Origin of the sequence: Rhizobium sp. CF080, from assembly GCF_000282095.2 — a bacterium.
GTDB lineage: Bacteria > Pseudomonadota > Alphaproteobacteria > Rhizobiales > Rhizobiaceae > Neorhizobium.
Map to the genome: position 1 here is coordinate 61,345 of NZ_AKKC02000016.1, position 15,402 is coordinate 76,746.

Consider the following 15,402-nt stretch of genomic DNA (forward strand, 5'->3'; position numbering starts at 1 on the left):
GTCAGGATCTAGTGCGACTCCAGCCGCTTTTCCATGATGATCGCCGGCAGGCCGGAATTGGGAGCACCCCACTCCCCCATCCGGTCGACCTCGGAAAACCCGAGCCGCTCGTAGAAGGACAGCGCGCGCACATTCGGCAGAGCCACCTCGACCCGCATGATCTCGGCATCCGGGAAACAGGTTTCGATCTCGGCGAAAATGTCGCGGCCGATACCCTCGTTCTGGCAGGATGGCTTGACGTAGAGCTGGTGCAGCATCGCTGTCTTCACCATTTTCGGATACATGGCGGCATAACCGATGCCGCCGATATCCTTGCCGTTGTCGGCGACCAGGAATTCGCCGCCGCGCTTCTGGATGCGCGACCGGACGGCCGCGGACGAATGCCAGCCTTCGACCATCCGCTTGACCTTGTCGGCGCCGTAGAACGGGTCGTAGGTATCGTGAAAGGTTGCCGCCAGCAGGGCGCGGATCTGCTCGACGTCAGCTTCACCGGCGGTGCGGACGAAGTAGACCACAGCCTACTCCTCTTCAATCCCGAGCTTCGCCTTGACGAGCGCCTGGACGGCCTGCGGATTGGCCTTGCCGCCGGTCGACTTCATCACCTGGCCGACGAACCAGCCGGCAAGCGTCGGCTTTGCCTTGACCTTGGCCACCTGGTCCGGATTGGCGGCAATGATCTCGTCGACAGCCGCCTCGATCGCGCCGGTATCGGTAACCTGCTTCATGCCGCGGGTCTCGACGAGTTCGGCCGGGTCGCCGCCTTCGTTGAGCACAATCTCGAAGAGGTCCTTGGCGATCTTGCCGGAAATCGTCTCGGCCTTGATGAGGTCGATGATGCTCCCAAGCTGGGCGGGCGAAACCGGAGTCGCTTCAATGTCTTTGCCGGTTCTGTTCAAGGCGCCCAGCAGGTCGTTGATCACCCAGTTTGCGGCCGTCTTGCCGTCGCGACCTTCGGCAACCGCCTCGAAATAATCGGCGATCGCCTTTTCGGAAACGAGCACCGAAGCGTCGTAGATCGACAGGCCGAGCTCGCGCACGAAACGGGCCTTCTTGTCGTCCGGCAACTCGGTCAGGCCTGCGCGGAGTTCCTCGATGAAGGCATCGTCGAATTCGAGCGGCAGCAGGTCCGGATCGGGGAAATAACGATAGTCGTGCGCGTCTTCCTTGGAGCGCATCGAGCGGGTCTCGCCCTTGTTCGGGTCGAAGAGCCGGGTCTCCTGGTCGATAGAACCGCCGTCTTCCAGAATGCCGATCTGGCGGCGTGCTTCGTATTCGATCGCCTGGCCGATGAAGCGAATCGAGTTGACGTTCTTGATCTCGCAGCGGGTGCCGAATTCGGCGCCCGGACGGCGCACCGAGACGTTGACGTCGGCGCGCATCGAGCCTTCGTCCATGTTGCCGTCGCAGGTGCCGAGATAGCGCACGATCGAGCGCAGCTTGGTCATATAGGCCTTGGCTTCGTCGGAGGAGCGCATGTCGGGCTTGGAGACGATCTCCATCAGCGCCACACCGGAACGGTTCAAGTCCACATAGGACATGGTCGGATGCTGATCGTGCATCGACTTGCCGGCATCCTGTTCCAGGTGCAGGCGCTCGATGCCGATCTCGATATCCTCGAACTGGCCCAGGCGGTCAGGACCGAGCGAGATGACGATCTTGCCCTCGCCAACGATCGGGTCCTTGTACTGGGAGATCTGGTAGCCCTGCGGCAGGTCCGGATAGAAATAGTTCTTACGGTCGAACAGCGAGCGCTTGTTGATCTGAGCCTTCAAGCCGAGGCCGGTGCGCACCGCCTGCTTGATGCATTCCTCGTTGATGACGGGCAGCATGCCGGGCATGGCCGCATCGACGAGCGAGACGTTGGAATTGGCCGGCTTGCCGAACTCGGTCGAGGCGCCGGAGAAGAGCTTGGAATTGGAGAGAACCTGGGCGTGCACCTCCATGCCGATGATGACTTCCCAGTCGCCGGTGGCACCGGGAATGAAGCGTTTCGGATCGGGCGTGCGGACGTCGACAAGGGTCATCTGATGCTCGTGAAATGGTCTCGATTGGGTTTTCTGGAGGTAGAGCAATTGGCGCGGGCGTGCAAGCTCAACTGACATTCTGGCGCATTTGGGGGACGGCGGATGCCGTCAGAAGCTCGGCCCGTAAGTATCCGGCGCCTCGACAACGAGGCGCTTGGAGAGGCCGACCGACTGTACGTCGCGGTCGATCTTCGGGGAATAGCTGGTGGAGAGCCAGTTGATCGAAAAACCCTGCTTCTCGAAAAAGCCGATGGCCTCGGTATTGCGGGCATGGGTCTCGACGCGGGCGACCTCGAAACCCTGGTGGACGATCTCGGCCTCGACTTCGACAAGAAGCGCGCGGCCGAGCCCCTGGCCCTTGAAGGACGGATCGATCCAGAAATCGGAGATCAGTTCGTCGAGCTTTTCGCGCGCCGCCCAGCCGGCGAGATTGCCGCCCTGTTCGACGACGGTGATGGTGAGCCAGGAGGAGCGCGTGAAATTCTGGAAGGCAGTGCGGGCGCCTGAGCGCATATCGGTCATCTCGCCGATCGAAGTCATGGCCTTCTCCCAGGAGCGGAAGCCGATTTCCGCCAGGATATCCACCTCGTCCTCACGCGCATTGCGAATATGGGCCATATCTTCCCCTGTTGCAGCGCCAGTAGACCACTGAGTCCGCGCTTTGACCAGTGCAACATATAGGGCGTTTCCATCAGACGCTTGACGGCTCCGGAAAACCCGCTTAGGGCGAAATTCGTACCGATGGAGTTTTGATGTTCTCTTCCATAGAGACCCGATAAGGGGCCGGCCCCGCATCCAGCCGCGCCGGCCCAGACAAAAACGAGAACCCCGACGTCACATGACGCCGGCAACGTTTTTGCGCGCTCGTTTCCGAGCGCTTCTCCGGACATCAAGACAATGGATATTTCCCGCGCCGAACAGCGCATCCTCCACCTGCTCGCCCAAGGCGGCAGGATCGAGATTACCCGCGACGACAACAGAAAGATCGAAAAACTGCAGCTCGTCACCCGCGAAGGCTGGGCCTTCTCGGGGCTGGACCTCGTGACCTTCCGCAAGCTCAAGCAGAAGAAGGCGATCAAATCCCAGGGCGGCAAACCCTACCGCATCACCGAAAGGGGACTGGTGCTGGTGAGGGCCGAGCAGGATAACCGGTAAAGCCAGAATACTGCCGCGCGTCTCACGGCGCGCGGCTATCCGGCCGAAATCTCCGCCCTCATCACCGACCAGTCCTCGGCGATCGAGGCTGCGCGCCTCTTCCCAGCCCGGCGGTACCAGTAGTCGGCGTTCCAGTCGTCGCCTTCGATGCGGTGGCAGAGCGCGTGGCCCCAGTCGAACGGCTGTTCGCCCTCATGGGCCTGGCAGATGTTATGAACCGCTTCCCAGTCCGTGCCCATGGTGAAGCCGGAGGTTGCGAGGCGGTCAAACGCCTCGATCAAATGTGCGAGATCCGTCTCAGCCATGAACCATCTCCCCGGCGACCGCCTGGTGATCGGCGGCCGTCATTTTCCGGATGATCGGCCCGCTTACCACCACTTCGACGGCGTGAACCGGCCGGCTGCCTGTTCGATGACATAGGCGGTGCGGAACAGCGTTTCTTCCTCGAACGGCTTGCCGATCAGCTGCAGGCCGAGCGGCAGGCCCTTGGCGTCGAGGCCGGCGGGGACGGCGATGCCCGGCAGGCCGGCCATGTTGACCGTTACCGTGAAGATGTCGTTGAGATACATCTTGACCGGATCGGACGCGAGGTCCTCGTCGGCGATGCCGAAGGCGGAAGACGGCGTGGCGGGCGTCAGGATCGCATCGACGCCGGCGTCGAAGACGATCTCGAAGTCACGCTTGATCAGCGTGCGAACTTTTTGCGCCTGCAGGTAATAGGCGTCGTAGTAACCGGCCGAGAGAACATATGTGCCGATCATGATGCGGCGCTTGACCTCGGTGCCGAAGCCGGCGGCGCGGGTCTTCTCGTACATGTCGACGATGTCCTTGCCGTCGACGCGCAGGCCGTAACGCACGCCGTCGTAGCGGGCGAGGTTCGACGAGGCTTCGGCAGGAGCGACGATGTAATAGGCCGGCAGCGCGTATTTGGTGTGCGGCAGGGTGATGTCGACGATCTCGGCACCGGCATCCTTCAGCCAGGCAATACCTTGAGCCCAAAGCTTTTCGATCTCTTCCGGCATGCCCTCGACGCGGTATTCCTTCGGAATGCCGATCTTCATGCCCTTGAGCGACTGGCCGAGCGAGGCTTCATAATCCGGCACCGGCAGGTCGACCGAGGTGGTATCCTTGGCGTCGACTGACGCCATCGACTTCAGCATGATCGCCGCATCGCGCACGTCGCGGGCGATCGGGCCGGCCTGGTCGAGCGAGGAGGCGAACGCGACCGTGCCCCAGCGCGAGCAGCGGCCATAGGTCGGCTTGATGCCGACGGTGCCGGTGAAGGCGGCCGGCTGGCGGATCGAGCCGCCGGTATCGGTGGCGGTGGCACCGGCGCAGAGAAATGCAGAGACGGCCGCGGCCGAACCGCCGGACGAGCCGCCCGGCACGAGCTGCTGGTTGGAGCCGTTGGCCCGCCACGGGTTGACCACCGCGCCGTAATGGGAGGTCTCGTTGGAGGAGCCCATCGCGAACTCGTCCATGTTGAGCTTGCCGAGCATCACCGCGCCGTCATCCCAGAGGTTCTGGGTGACGGTCGATTCGTATTTCGGCAGGAAACCGTCGAGGATGTGGCTGCAGGCCTGGGTGTGGACATCGCGGGTGGCAAACAGATCCTTGATGCCGAGCGGGATGCCTTCGAGCGCACCGACAGTGCCCGCGGCGCGGCGCTCGTCGGAAGCCTTCGCCATGTCGAGCGCCTTTTCCGGGGTCACAGCCACATAGGCGTTGAACACCGAGTTGGCGGCGTCGATCGCGGAAAGATAGGCCTTCGTCAGCTCGACCGAGGTGAATTCCTTGGCTTTGAGCTTTTCGCGGGCTTCGGCAATGGTGAGGCTGGTGAGTTCGGTCATGGTCTCTTCAAACGGTTCGAATGCTAGGGAGAGGTTCGGCGGGGCGCTATTTGAGCGCTCACTCGACGACCTTCGGCACCAGGAAGAAATTGTGGTCGGTGGTCGGCGCATTGGCGACGATATCGTCGGCCTTGTCGCCATCGGTTACGGCGTCGGCGCGCTTGCGCATTTCCATCGGGGTGACCGAAGTCATCGGCTCGACGCCCGTGACATCGACTCCGGAAAGCTGCTCGACGAAATTGATGATGCCGTTCAGCTCGCCGACCATGCGATTGGCATCTTCCTCGGTGACCGCAATGCGGGCAAGGCGCGCGACGCGCTTGACGGTGGCGAGATCGACGGACATGGCATAACTCCGATGGGAAATTTCCCCTTCGCTATAATGGCCATGCCCGCCCTTCGCAACAGGGAGCACGCCTCAATTTGCGAAGGCGCGCTGCCGGAAAGGATGCGACTTAGAAGGTCAGGCTGCCGCCCGGCACCGGTGTCTCGACGCGGGTGCGCGAGCCTTCCATGCCCTTGACGAACTTTTCCGGCGTCTGGTCGACGCCCGGCAGGCCGTAATGGCAGGGTAGCGCATGTTTGAAGTCGAAGAAGCGCTGGCAGGCGAGAGCGGCCACGGCACCGCCCATGGTGAAGCGGTCGCCGATCGGCACGATGCCGATATCCGGCTGGTGCAGTTCGTTGATCAGGGCCATGTCGGAGAAGATGTCGGTATCGCCCATGTGGAGGACGGAGAGTTCGTCTTCGAAATGCAGCATCAGGCCGTTGGCATTGCCCAGGCAGTGCGAAACGCCGTCTTCGGTGAGCTGCGCCGAGGAATGCAGCGCATTGGTGAAGGTGGCGGTGAAACCCTCGAAACCGATCGTGCCGCCGGTATTGCCCATTTCGAGCTTCTCGACGCCCTTCTTGGCCAGCCAGACGCCGAGATCGTAGTTGGCGAGAACGACGGCACCGGTTTCCTTGGCGATCTGGATCGTGTCGCCGACATGGTCGCCGTGGCCGTGGGTCAGCAGGATATGCGTCAGACCCTCGGCAGCGGCCTTGATGTCCTGGCCGGCAAAGGCGGGATTATAGGTCAGGAAGGGGTCGATCAGGATTTTTGCCTTGGCGGTCTCGATGCGGAAGGCGGCATGGCCGAGCCAGGTGATCTTCATGGAAAACTCTCCTCCAATATGATGTGAGATGGTAACGACACATAGCCGATATAAGGCTAAAGGGAAGTGGGACAGAGCGTGGGACAAAACCCTCTCTGGCCACCCCCTATTGGATCCCCGGGATGAAGAGCGCATGACAGTGATGACGATCGAGGAACTGGCTGAGGCCCTTCAACCCGGTCAGGCGATTGCCGGCCTCGACCTCGGGACCAAGACCATCGGGCTCGCCATGTCGGATCTCGGCCGGCGTTTCGCCTCTCCCCGCCCGGTCATCAAGCGGGTGAAATTCACCAAGGATGCAGAAGTGCTGCTCGCCTTTGCCGAGAAGGAGAAGGTGGCGGGCTTCGTCATCGGCCTGCCGACCAACATGGACGGCTCGGCCGGGCCGCGGGTGCAGGCGACCCGCGCCTTCGTGCGCTCGATGTCGGAAAAAACCGCCCTGCCCTTCGTCTACTGGGACGAACGGCTATCGACGGTTGCCGCCGAACGGGCGCTTCTGGAAATGGACGTGTCACGGGCCAAGCGGGCCGAGCGGATCGATTCCGCTGCGGCGAGCTTCATTCTTCAGGGAGCTCTCGACAGGCTCTCGTCGCTCGGCAGGGAGACCGATTTCGCAAGCTGACGCCTTTGCCACCAAGCGGCGATTTCCTTGCGCTTGCGGAAGGCAATGATCGCGAACACGACTAGGCTGTCGAAAGCGATAGCGCGCGCCACCAGCGGCGGGATGGTTTCCGGCGGAATGCCGAGAATATTGCCGTAGATCTGGAAGACCAGATCATGGGTCTGGCGGGTCAGCATGAAGAAGCCGAAGCTCATATCGTAGTAGGAAAGCCCGTACCAGCTGCACAGCAGCAGGACCGGGCCGGCCCACAGAATCAGGAACCACTTCATGCGGTCTTCCCCCTCGGCTCGACTGGATACACATCCAGAGACACGAGCCATCTCGACAGAGCCATAAGGCTCAGGGTCATCGCGGGAACAGCAATATCGAGCGCCAGCACCGCGAAGATCGTCGTCATGACGAGCAGCAATGCCGTGTCCCTGATTGTGGTTCCCATCCTGAGCGTGTCCGGCCGGCGTCTTGGTTAACAATGCGTTAATGCCAATTTAGGCCGTGGGGGATTTCCTGCAACGGAAACCGGGCAGCATGGTTAATTCCGAAGGGGCGGCTGTGGATAACGCGGGATCAGCCGTAGATCGCACGAACCAGACGACGCAGGGCGTTGCCGACCTTGTCCCAGTCCTTCTCGGTCTTCAACGCCATGCCGGCGAACTGGCCGCTGACGGCGGCTGATATCACCAGGTGCTGGATCGCCCCAAACAGTAGCGCATTGGTGGTCGCGGCATCGACACCCTTTGGCGGTGTCAACGAGCCGCGCATCCTTTCGAGCCATTTGCCGAGCGCCTTGGTACGCGCCTCCGACAGCCGGCGGACCTGCGGCGTATCCTGCGAGACCTCCCAGGCGACGATCTTGCAGACCAGCGGATCGTCTCGCAGCGCTTCCATGAAATAGATGGAGAGCTTTTCCATCAGATCGCCATAAGTCAGCAGGAACATGCCGCCCGTATCTTCCGGGATGCGATCCTTGACCCAGGTACCGAGATCGGCGCCGATCGCTTCGATCAGTCCGTCGAGGCCGCCGTAATAGCGGTAGATAAGCTGTTTGTCGCAGCCGGCGCGGCGCGCCACCGCGTTGATGCCGAAACCCTGAAAGCCCTGTTCGGCGAGCAGCTCGCGAGCTGCCAGGAAAATCGCCCGCTCGGTGCCGGCGCGGTTGCGCACTTTCACGACCGCACCTTCTTGCGCTGTGACTTCAGGGATCTGGAGCATTTTTCGCCTGTTTCGGTTTCGTCTTGACCAACCGCGATAGTCCGAGCCATCCACCGCCGCAAGCGGTCTCGGTCGCCATGCACAGGATTGCGCGGGCAGGGCTTGAATTCGCGGGGTCAGCATTGCACTATCGGCAAGGGAGGACTAACGAGATCGTATTCTCCCACCCGCGTGCCCTCCCCCATGCTCATCGTCTTCCAAAGTGTCCTGCCGATTTTCCTGCTGGTTCTCCTCGGCGTCGGATTGAAACGCGCGCCGATCATCAATCCCGATTTCTGGGACGGGCTCGAGCAGTGCAGCTACTGGGTGCTGTTTCCGGCCCTGCTGTTTTCGACCATGGCCAAGGCTGATTTCTCCAATACCGAGAACCTGACGGTCAGTTTCGCCGCGATCATATCCGTGTTGGTGATGTCGGGCGGGCTGCTGCTGGCCTGGCCGCTCTTGCGAAACTTGCGGGTCGGCGCGCCGGCCTATACGTCGCTGTTCCAGACGGCGACGCGCTGGAATGCGTTCATGGCGCTGGCGATCGCCGCCAAGACATACGGTCAGCAGGGACTGACCATGGTCGGCTTGGTGATGGCGGCGATCATCATCCCGCTCAACTTCATCAACGTGACGGTGCTGCTGTGGTTCTCCGGCCACGACCGGAACTACAAGGCCATCCTCTATCGGATCTGCACCAATCCGCTGATCCTTTCGACAGCGCTTGGCATCGTCGTCAACCTTGCCGGCATCCCGGTCTACGAACCGGTGATGGTGACGATCGACCTCTTGTCGCAGGCCTCCCTCAGCCTCGGCCTGATCACTGTCGGCGCCGGCCTCAGGATCATGGACGCGCTGAGACCGCGGCCGATCACGCTCCTCGCGGTCGTTCTGAAGCTGATTGCCTTCCCGATCGTCGCCGTCGGTGTCGGAGCGCTGTGCGGCATCCAGGGCAACGGCCTCGTGCTCCTGGCGCTGAGCGCCGCGGTGCCGACCGCGATGAATGGCTATCTGCTGGCGAAACAGCTGAACGGCGATGCGGACATGTATGCGGCGGCGGCGACCCTGCAGGTCGTCGCCTCGTTCCTAACCATCCCGGTCGTGATGACGACCGTGGCTTACGTCGCGGCGGGATAAAGCAGGTCGACGATATAGCGGGCGTCGAACCGGGCATCGAGCATGCCATAGGTCGAGCGCCAGCCGCCGGCCAGCCGGGTTTCCAGGAAGGCATCGGCGATCTTGCCGGCACCGAGCCGCACCAGTTCGGACGCCGCTGCCGCAAGTGCCAGCTGCTCGACCAGAAGCCGGGCAGCGCCCTCGTCGGTTTCACAGAGCGCCATGGCGGCGCGCAGCACTTCCACCGTCTTCTTGCCCGCAGGCCCGAGATCCCGTTCGAAACCGGCGAGCACCGTATCGAACAGGTCCTTGCCGCGTGAGAGGACCCGGAGCACGTCGAGCGCCATGACATTGCCCGAGCCTTCCCAGATCGCATTGACCGGAGCCTCGCGGTAATGCCGGGCGATCGGTCGCTCCTCGATATAACCGTTGCCGCCGATGCACTCCATCGCCTCGTAGATCAGCGCGGGCGCGATCTTGCAGTTCCAGTATTTGATGACCGGGGTCATGACGCGGGCGAAAGCGGCATCGGCCGCGTTGCTGGCGGCGCGATCGAAGGAATCCGCAAGCCGGAACGCGAGCGCCGTCGCGGCAGCCACGTCGAGCGCCATGTCGGCGAGCACGCGCGTCATCAGCGGCTGATCGACCAGCTTCTTGCCGAACACGCTGCGACCGCGGGTATGGTGGACCGCCTCGGCAAGCGAGGCGCGCATGATGCCGGCGGATGCCAGGGCGCAATCGAGCCGCGTCAGGGTCACCATGTCGAGAATGGTGCGGATGCCGCCGCCCGGCTCGCCCAGCAGATAACCGAAGGCATCGGTGAACTCGACTTCGGAAGACGCGTTCGAGCGGTTGCCTACCTTGTCCTTCAGGCGCTGGAACTGCAGGCCATTCGCCGATCCGTCCTCAAGCAGCCGCGGCACCAGGAAACAGCCGATGCCGTCGCCGGTCTTCGCCAGCATCACGAAACCGTCGCTCATCGGCGCCGACATGAACCACTTGTGGCCGGAGAGCCGGTAGATGCCCTCGCCGACCCGCTCGGCGGTCGAGCGGTTGGCGCGCACGTCGGTGCCGCCCTGCTTTTCGGTCATGCCCATGCCGAGCGTGACCGCGCTCTTCTGCAAGGCCGGGCGATTCGTCGAATCGTATTTGCGCGACAGTATCTTTGGCGCCCATTCCTTCTGGACGCGCGGCGAGGCCATCAGCGCGGCGATCGAGGCGCTGGTCATGGTCAGCGGGCACAGATGTCCGCATTCGAGCTGCGCCGAGAGATAGAATCGCGTCGCCCGCGCCTTGTGCTCGTGGCCCTTGGCTTCGGGCACGTTTTCCCAGACGGAGGAATGCAGGCCGGTCTGCATCGAACGGCGCATCAGCGCGTGCCAGGCGGGATGGAACTCGACGACATCCAGCCGCTCGCCGCGCGGACCATGGGTCTTCAGCTTCGGCGGGTTCTCGTTCGCCATGCGCGCCAGTTCCTGCGCCTCCGGCGAGGTGACGTAACGACCGAGCTGGTCGTATTCCTCGCGGATGGTGCGGTTCAGCGTGCTCGTCAGGTCGACGACCAGCGGATCGGATCGGTAGGCATTGATGCCGGACCAGGGTTTCGGCTGGTTCAGTTCGGCAAATTTTTCTTCGGCGCGCGACATCTGGTTCATGAAACGGGTTCTAGCGGAAGTTACCGGGCCTGGGAACGGCGCCCGTTCAGGATTTCTGGCGTTCTCAACAAAAGGCCGCACCCGCGTCAAGAAACCATCTTGTCGCCATCCTCACAAACAAGCAGTGAGATAAGTCCGTCGCCCGCTTGCGGCGCTTGACGGCAGTCATTATAGACCGCCGAACGCAAGCGGAGACGTGTCCATGGTCTTCTTCCCTCACCGCCATCTGATTGGCATCAAGGGCCTTACCGAACAGGATATCACCTTTCTTCTCGACAAGGCCGACGAGGCCGTGAAGATTTCCAGGCAGCGGGAGAAAAAAACCTCGACGCTGCGGGGTCTTACCCAGATCAACCTGTTCTTCGAAGCTTCCACCCGCACCCAGTCGTCCTTCGAGCTCGCCGGCAAACGCCTCGGCGCCGACGTGATGAATATGTCGGTCGGCAATTCCTCGGTGAAGAAGGGCGAAACGCTGATCGATACGGCGATGACGCTCAACGCCATGCGGCCGGACGTCTTGGTGCTGCGCCACTCATCGGCCGGCGCCGCTGCACTTCTCGCCCAGAAGGTCGCCTGCTCGGTGATCAATGCCGGCGACGGCCAGCACGAGCACCCGACCCAGGCGCTGCTCGACGCGCTGACCATCCGCCGCTCCAAGGGCAAGCTGTCGCGGATCATCGTCGCCATCTGCGGCGACGTGCTGCATTCGCGCGTGGCGCGGTCGAACATACTTCTTCTCAACGCCATGGGCGCACGGGTCCGGGTCGTGGCGCCTTCGACGCTGCTGCCCTCCGGCATCAGGGACATGGGCGTCGAGGTCTTCCATTCGATGGAAGAGGGTCTGAAGGATGCCGACGTGGTGATGATGCTGCGCCTGCAGCGCGAGCGCATGGCCGGCGCCTTCGTGCCTTCGGTGCGCGAATATTTCCGCTTCTACGGGCTCGACGCCGAAAAGCTTAAAGTCGCCAAGCCGGATGCGCTCGTCATGCATCCCGGCCCGATGAACCGCGGCGTCGAGATCGCCTCCGAGGTGGCCGACGGCCCGCAGAGCGTCATCGAGCAACAGGTGGAAATGGGGGTCGCGGTCCGCATGGCCGTGATGGAGGCCCTGCTCATCTCCCAGAACCAGGGAGAACGCGCATGACCCCGACCGTGCTGAAAAACCTGCGCATCATCGACCCGTCGCGTCAACTCGACGAGACCGGCACGATCATCATCGGCGCCGACGGCCACATCCTCGCCGCCGGCAAGCAAGCCCAGAACCAGGGCGCCCCGGACGGTGCGACCATCCGCGACTGCAAGGGCCTCGTCGCGACACCGGGCCTCGTCGACGCCCGCGTCTATGTGGGCGAACCGGGTGCCGAGCACACCGAGACGATCGAATCGGCAAGCCGCGCGGCGGCGGCCGGCGGCATCACCTCCTTCATCATGATGCCCGACACCGATCCGGTGCTGGACGACATCGCGCTGGTCGAATTCGTGCAGAAGACGGCGCGCGACAAGGCGGTGGTCAACGTCCATCCGGCCGCGGCCCTCACCAAGGGTCTCGCCGGCAAGGAGATGACGGAGATCGGGCTCATGCAGCAGTCCGGCGCCGTCGCCTTCACGAACGGCCGGCACGGGCTTTCCGACACGCTGCTCTTGCGCCGGGTGATGACCTATGCCCGCGAATTCGACGCGGTCGTCTCGCTGGAACTGCGCGAAAAATATCTCGGCAACGGCGTGATGAACGAGGGCCTGTTCGCCAGCTGGCTCGGCCTCTCCGGCGTGCCGAAGGAAGCCGAAATCATTCCGCTCGAAAGGGATCTCCGGATCGCCGGCCTGACGCGGGCGAAATACCATGCGGCGAAGATTTCCGTGGCGGAATCGGCCGAAGCCATGCGCGTCGCCCGCGCCCGCGGTGCCAACGCCACCTGCGGCGTGTCGATCAACCACCTAGCGCTCAACGAGAACGACATCGGCGAATACCGCACCTTCTTCAAGCTGTCGCCGCCACTGCGCTCCGAAGACGATCGCGTCGCGATGGCTGATGCGATCGCCGACGGCACGATCGATATCATCGTCTCCTCGCATGATCCGCAGGACGTCGATACCAAGCGCCTGCCGTTTGCCGATGCCGAGGACGGCGCGATCGGTCTGGAAACCCTGCTCGCCGCTGCCCTTCGCCTGCATCACGACGGCCGCGTGCCGCTGATGCGGCTGATCGATGCGATGTCGACCCGGCCGGCGCAGATCTTCGGCCTCGATGCCGGCACGCTGAAGCCCGGCGCCAAGGCCGATATCACGCTGATCGACCTCGACGAGCCTTGGATCGTTTCGAAGGATATGATCTTGTCGAAGTCGAAGAACACGCCGTTCGAAGACGCGCGATTCTCGGGGCGCGCCGTCGCCACCTACGTGGCCGGCAAGTGCGTCTACACGCTTTAAGGGGAGCAAGGGCGTGAGTGAACTCTTCAACTGGCAGATCAGCCTGCCGATCGCGCTGGCCGCACTGGCATTCGGTTATCTGCTCGGCTCCATTCCTTTCGGCCTGATCCTCACCCGTGCGGCCGGCCTCGGCGATATCCGCTCGATCGGATCGGGCAATATCGGCGCCACCAACGTGCTGCGCACCGGCAACAAGAAGCTCGCGGCGGCCACCCTGCTGCTCGACGCGTTGAAGGCAACCGTCGCGGCGCTGGTCGCCTGGTATTTCTTCGGGAAGGAAGCGGGGCTGCTAGCCGGTTTCGCAGCGTTCATGGGCCATCTCTTCCCAGTCTGGCTGGGCTTCAAGGGCGGCAAGGGTGTCGCCACCTATATCGGCACGCTGCTCGGCGTCGCCCCCTGGATGGTGCTGGTATTTGCCGCCATCTGGCTCGGCGTCGCCAAGATCAGCAAATATTCCTCGCTCTCCGCTCTGGTTGCAACTCTTGTCATTCCGGTTGTGCTGTGGTTTTTAAACGAGCCGAAGATTGCGCTGGTCATGGCCATCATGACCGTGATTTCCTGGTGGAAACACGAGGAGAATATCAAGCGGTTGATCGCCGGCACCGAAAGCAGGATCGGCCAAAAGGGATAGACCGGGGGAAAGAATGCCGGACGGCAGCGCAAGGCGAACGGGAATTGCGCTGACGGAGAGGCAAAGGATCGCCTGGCTGAGGCTGATCCGCTCCGACAATGTCGGCCCCGCCACATTCAGAGACCTCATCAATCACTGTGGCTCGGCGGAAAACGCGCTCTCCATGCTGCCGGAACTCTCCGCCCGGGGCGGCGCCATACGGGCGATCCGAATCGCCAGCGTTGAGGAGGCCGAGCGGGAACTGGAAACCGCCCATCGCCACGGCGCTCAGTTTATCGGCATCGGCGAACCCGACTATCCGCCGGCGCTGCGCCAGATCGAAGGCGCGCCGCCGCTCCTTGCCGTGAAAGGCAATCTTTCGGCGGCGACATGCCCCTCGGTCGGCGTCGTCGGATCGCGCAACGCTTCCATTTCGGGCGCCAAGTTCGCGGCGATGATCGCCAGGGATTGCGGCCGCGCCGGTTACACGGTGACGTCAGGCCTTGCCCGCGGCATCGATACCGCCGCCCACCGTGCCAGCCTGGAGACCGGCACGATCGCGGTGCTCGCCGGTGGGCTCGACCAGCCCTATCCGCCGGAAAATATCCCCCTTCTCGACGAGATCACCGAGGGTGCCGGGCTTGCCGTCAGCGAGATGCCGTTCGGCTGGGAGCCGCGAGCGCGGGACTTTCCCCGCCGCAACCGGCTGATATCGGGCATTTCACTCGGCGTGGTGGTGGTGGAGGCGGCCGAGCGCTCCGGCTCGCTGATCACCGCGAGGCTTGCGACCGATTTCGGCAGGCTCGTCTTTGCCGTCCCCGGCTCGCCGCTCGATCCGCGCTGCCACGGTACCAATGGTCTCCTGAAACAGGGAGCGATCGTCACGACCGGCTCGGCTGACGTCATCGAGGCTCTGGCGCCGCTGTCGCAGCTCGATCTCTTCAACGAACCGATGGTGGAAGAGCCGAAGGAGACCGGCGAGATGCTGCCGCCCAACGACGACGACCGGGCGGTCATCGTCTCGGCGCTGGGGCCGACGCCGGTCGATGTCGACGACATCATCCGCCATACCGGTCTGGCGACGTCGTCCGTCTACCTCGTGCTCCTGGAACTCGATCTCGCCGGCCGGCTGCATCGGCATGCCGGCGGCATGGTGTCACTCGCGATGGAAGACTGAGCGCGGACGCCGGCCCGCCTGGACGTCACCCGCTTCCACATAGGCCATCTCTATAAGATAGCAGAGCATGTCCGCGCCCTCCGACAAGGCGACCTGCCGGAGCTCTCCGAGCATCTGCCTTATATAGGCGACATTTTCCTTGGTATCATCTTCACGCCGGCCGTTCGTCTCACTTCGAGAAACCATATTCTGTCCTGTCAAAAAAAGCCGGCCACCGGTCCAAATAAATTCACCTTGAGGTATGCGGGGGACCATATCGCATTTATTTAAAATTGCAACCAATTGCATATCTTCCCAAGGTTGCATCTCGTTGTACCCCATAATTTATGGCTCGCCTCTTGACCCCGAGCCAAACGCCCTCCATGTCGGGAGGTCAGATTTCCGCCTGGACCGCAACGGTGCCGGGCCAAGCCTCTAT

Annotated in this window: 19 protein-coding genes; 7 read left to right on the plus strand and 12 right to left on the minus strand. The window is 62.9% G+C overall.

Annotated features, from left to right (window positions below; translation table 11 throughout):
* Positions 1-8: 8 nt before the first annotated feature.
* The 3 genes from PMI07_RS30590 to PMI07_RS30600 form a co-directional block, all read right to left on the minus strand.
* Entirely contained in the window at positions 9-515 is a 507-nt protein-coding gene (locus PMI07_RS30590) for a GNAT family N-acetyltransferase (RefSeq protein WP_024164306.1), read from the minus strand.
* A 3-nt stretch (positions 516-518) separates the two neighbouring features.
* Complete coding sequence (gene gatB, locus PMI07_RS30595; RefSeq protein WP_007775776.1) at positions 519-2,024, minus strand: Asp-tRNA(Asn)/Glu-tRNA(Gln) amidotransferase subunit GatB; 1,506 nt, start codon at positions 2,022-2,024, stop codon at positions 519-521.
* Positions 2,025-2,132: 108 nt separating this feature from the next.
* Positions 2,133-2,642, minus strand: a complete 510-nt coding sequence (locus tag PMI07_RS30600) for a GNAT family N-acetyltransferase (protein WP_007775774.1) — start codon at positions 2,640-2,642, stop codon at positions 2,133-2,135.
* Positions 2,643-2,921: 279 nt separating this feature from the next.
* On the opposite strand from PMI07_RS30600, the gene PMI07_RS30605 reads away from it, so the two are divergent.
* The gene (locus PMI07_RS30605) at positions 2,922-3,179 is read left to right on the plus strand and encodes a YjhX family toxin (RefSeq protein ID WP_007775772.1); all 258 of its coding nucleotides are present in this window, start codon (positions 2,922-2,924) and stop codon (positions 3,177-3,179) included.
* A gap of 35 nt (positions 3,180-3,214) precedes the next feature.
* On the opposite strand, the gene PMI07_RS30610 is transcribed toward PMI07_RS30605, so the two are convergent.
* The 4 genes from PMI07_RS30610 to PMI07_RS30625 all read right to left on the minus strand — a co-directional run bounded on the left by PMI07_RS30610 (position 3,215) and on the right by PMI07_RS30625 (position 6,186).
* Positions 3,215-3,484: a hypothetical protein gene (locus PMI07_RS30610; protein ID WP_007775771.1), complete on the minus strand. Its 270-nt coding sequence runs from the start codon at positions 3,482-3,484 to the stop codon at positions 3,215-3,217.
* Positions 3,485-3,547: 63 nt separating this feature from the next.
* Positions 3,548-5,029: an Asp-tRNA(Asn)/Glu-tRNA(Gln) amidotransferase subunit GatA gene (gene gatA / locus PMI07_RS30615; protein ID WP_024164307.1), complete on the minus strand. Its 1,482-nt coding sequence runs from the start codon at positions 5,027-5,029 to the stop codon at positions 3,548-3,550.
* Between the two features lie 58 nt (positions 5,030-5,087).
* Positions 5,088-5,375: an Asp-tRNA(Asn)/Glu-tRNA(Gln) amidotransferase subunit GatC gene (gene gatC, locus PMI07_RS30620; RefSeq protein WP_007761091.1), complete on the minus strand. Its 288-nt coding sequence runs from the start codon at positions 5,373-5,375 to the stop codon at positions 5,088-5,090.
* A 109-nt stretch (positions 5,376-5,484) separates the two neighbouring features.
* On the minus strand, positions 5,485-6,186 hold the full coding sequence (locus tag PMI07_RS30625; RefSeq protein WP_007761089.1) for a metal-dependent hydrolase: 702 nt from the start codon (positions 6,184-6,186) through the stop codon (positions 5,485-5,487).
* Between the two features lie 133 nt (positions 6,187-6,319).
* Here PMI07_RS30625 and ruvX point away from each other — a divergent pair, with 133 nt between their 5' ends.
* Positions 6,320-6,808: a Holliday junction resolvase RuvX gene (gene ruvX / locus PMI07_RS30630; RefSeq protein WP_007761087.1), complete on the plus strand. Its 489-nt coding sequence runs from the start codon at positions 6,320-6,322 to the stop codon at positions 6,806-6,808.
* On the opposite strand, the gene PMI07_RS30635 is transcribed toward ruvX, so the two are convergent.
* The 3 genes from PMI07_RS30635 to PMI07_RS30645 form a co-directional block, all read right to left on the minus strand.
* Positions 6,751-7,077 (minus strand): DUF6105 family protein, encoded by a 327-nt coding sequence (locus tag PMI07_RS30635; protein ID WP_007761084.1) that lies wholly within the window; start codon positions 7,075-7,077, stop codon positions 6,751-6,753. The genes ruvX and PMI07_RS30635 overlap by 58 nt on opposite strands.
* Positions 7,074-7,244: a hypothetical protein gene (locus tag PMI07_RS35485; protein ID WP_007761081.1), complete on the minus strand. Its 171-nt coding sequence runs from the start codon at positions 7,242-7,244 to the stop codon at positions 7,074-7,076. The genes PMI07_RS30635 and PMI07_RS35485 overlap by 4 nt, the downstream gene beginning before the upstream one ends.
* Before the next feature lie 128 nt (positions 7,245-7,372).
* Entirely contained in the window at positions 7,373-8,017 is a 645-nt protein-coding gene (locus tag PMI07_RS30645) for a TetR/AcrR family transcriptional regulator (protein ID WP_007761079.1), read from the minus strand.
* 183 nt (positions 8,018-8,200) lie between these two features.
* On the opposite strand from PMI07_RS30645, the gene PMI07_RS30650 reads away from it, so the two are divergent.
* Entirely contained in the window at positions 8,201-9,136 is a 936-nt protein-coding gene (locus PMI07_RS30650) for an AEC family transporter (protein ID WP_007761075.1), read from the plus strand.
* Here the strand turns inward: PMI07_RS30650 and PMI07_RS30655 are convergent.
* Positions 9,118-10,770: an acyl-CoA dehydrogenase family protein gene (locus PMI07_RS30655; RefSeq protein ID WP_007761072.1), complete on the minus strand. Its 1,653-nt coding sequence runs from the start codon at positions 10,768-10,770 to the stop codon at positions 9,118-9,120. The two genes, PMI07_RS30650 and PMI07_RS30655, sit on opposite strands and share 19 nt — an antisense overlap.
* A 202-nt stretch (positions 10,771-10,972) precedes the next feature.
* Here PMI07_RS30655 and PMI07_RS30660 point away from each other — a divergent pair, with 202 nt between their 5' ends.
* From PMI07_RS30660 to dprA, 4 genes are read left to right on the plus strand one after another with little or no spacing between them, the layout of a single operon-like run.
* Entirely contained in the window at positions 10,973-11,914 is a 942-nt protein-coding gene (locus PMI07_RS30660; protein ID WP_007761069.1) for an aspartate carbamoyltransferase catalytic subunit, read from the plus strand.
* Entirely contained in the window at positions 11,911-13,197 is a 1,287-nt protein-coding gene (locus tag PMI07_RS30665) for a dihydroorotase (protein WP_024164308.1), read from the plus strand. The genes PMI07_RS30660 and PMI07_RS30665 overlap by 4 nt, the downstream gene beginning before the upstream one ends.
* Before the next feature lie 13 nt (positions 13,198-13,210).
* A complete protein-coding gene (plsY, locus tag PMI07_RS30670; protein ID WP_007775013.1) occupies positions 13,211-13,828 on the plus strand; it encodes a glycerol-3-phosphate 1-O-acyltransferase PlsY in 618 nt (205 codons plus the stop codon).
* A gap of 13 nt (positions 13,829-13,841) precedes the next feature.
* The gene (dprA, locus tag PMI07_RS30675) at positions 13,842-14,984 is read left to right on the plus strand and encodes a DNA-processing protein DprA (protein WP_024164309.1); all 1,143 of its coding nucleotides are present in this window, start codon (positions 13,842-13,844) and stop codon (positions 14,982-14,984) included.
* Here the strand turns inward: dprA and PMI07_RS30680 are convergent.
* Positions 14,964-15,170, minus strand: coding sequence for a hypothetical protein (locus PMI07_RS30680; protein WP_007766712.1), 207 nt, complete (start codon positions 15,168-15,170; stop codon positions 14,964-14,966). The genes dprA and PMI07_RS30680 overlap by 21 nt on opposite strands.
* Between the last annotated feature and the right edge of the window lie 232 nt (positions 15,171-15,402).

Excerpts from the sequence above, each read along its gene's own strand:
- gatA (WP_024164307.1), bottom strand. The coding sequence starts at position 5,029 with ATGACCGAACTCACCAGCCTCACCATTGCCGAAGCCCGCGAAAAGCTC.
- gatB (WP_007775776.1), bottom strand. The coding sequence starts at position 2,024 with ATGACCCTTGTCGACGTCCGCACGCCCGATCCGAAACGCTTCATTCCC.
- dprA (WP_024164309.1), top strand. The coding sequence starts at position 13,842 with ATGCCGGACGGCAGCGCAAGGCGAACGGGAATTGCGCTGACGGAGAGG.
- PMI07_RS30650 (WP_007761075.1), top strand. The coding sequence starts at position 8,201 with ATGCTCATCGTCTTCCAAAGTGTCCTGCCGATTTTCCTGCTGGTTCTC.
- PMI07_RS30635 (WP_007761084.1), bottom strand. The coding sequence starts at position 7,077 with ATGAAGTGGTTCCTGATTCTGTGGGCCGGCCCGGTCCTGCTGCTGTGC.
- PMI07_RS30600 (WP_007775774.1), bottom strand. The coding sequence starts at position 2,642 with ATGGCCCATATTCGCAATGCGCGTGAGGACGAGGTGGATATCCTGGCG.
- PMI07_RS30610 (WP_007775771.1), bottom strand. The coding sequence starts at position 3,484 with ATGGCTGAGACGGATCTCGCACATTTGATCGAGGCGTTTGACCGCCTC.
- PMI07_RS30680 (WP_007766712.1), bottom strand. The coding sequence starts at position 15,170 with ATGGTTTCTCGAAGTGAGACGAACGGCCGGCGTGAAGATGATACCAAG.
- PMI07_RS35485 (WP_007761081.1), bottom strand. The coding sequence starts at position 7,244 with ATGGGAACCACAATCAGGGACACGGCATTGCTGCTCGTCATGACGACG.
- PMI07_RS30605 (WP_007775772.1), top strand. The coding sequence starts at position 2,922 with ATGGATATTTCCCGCGCCGAACAGCGCATCCTCCACCTGCTCGCCCAA.
- gatC (WP_007761091.1), bottom strand. The coding sequence starts at position 5,375 with ATGTCCGTCGATCTCGCCACCGTCAAGCGCGTCGCGCGCCTTGCCCGC.
- PMI07_RS30645 (WP_007761079.1), bottom strand. The coding sequence starts at position 8,017 with ATGCTCCAGATCCCTGAAGTCACAGCGCAAGAAGGTGCGGTCGTGAAA.
- PMI07_RS30625 (WP_007761089.1), bottom strand. The coding sequence starts at position 6,186 with ATGAAGATCACCTGGCTCGGCCATGCCGCCTTCCGCATCGAGACCGCC.
- PMI07_RS30665 (WP_024164308.1), top strand. The coding sequence starts at position 11,911 with ATGACCCCGACCGTGCTGAAAAACCTGCGCATCATCGACCCGTCGCGT.
- PMI07_RS30655 (WP_007761072.1), bottom strand. The coding sequence starts at position 10,770 with ATGAACCAGATGTCGCGCGCCGAAGAAAAATTTGCCGAACTGAACCAG.
- PMI07_RS30660 (WP_007761069.1), top strand. The coding sequence starts at position 10,973 with ATGGTCTTCTTCCCTCACCGCCATCTGATTGGCATCAAGGGCCTTACC.
- ruvX (WP_007761087.1), top strand. The coding sequence starts at position 6,320 with ATGACAGTGATGACGATCGAGGAACTGGCTGAGGCCCTTCAACCCGGT.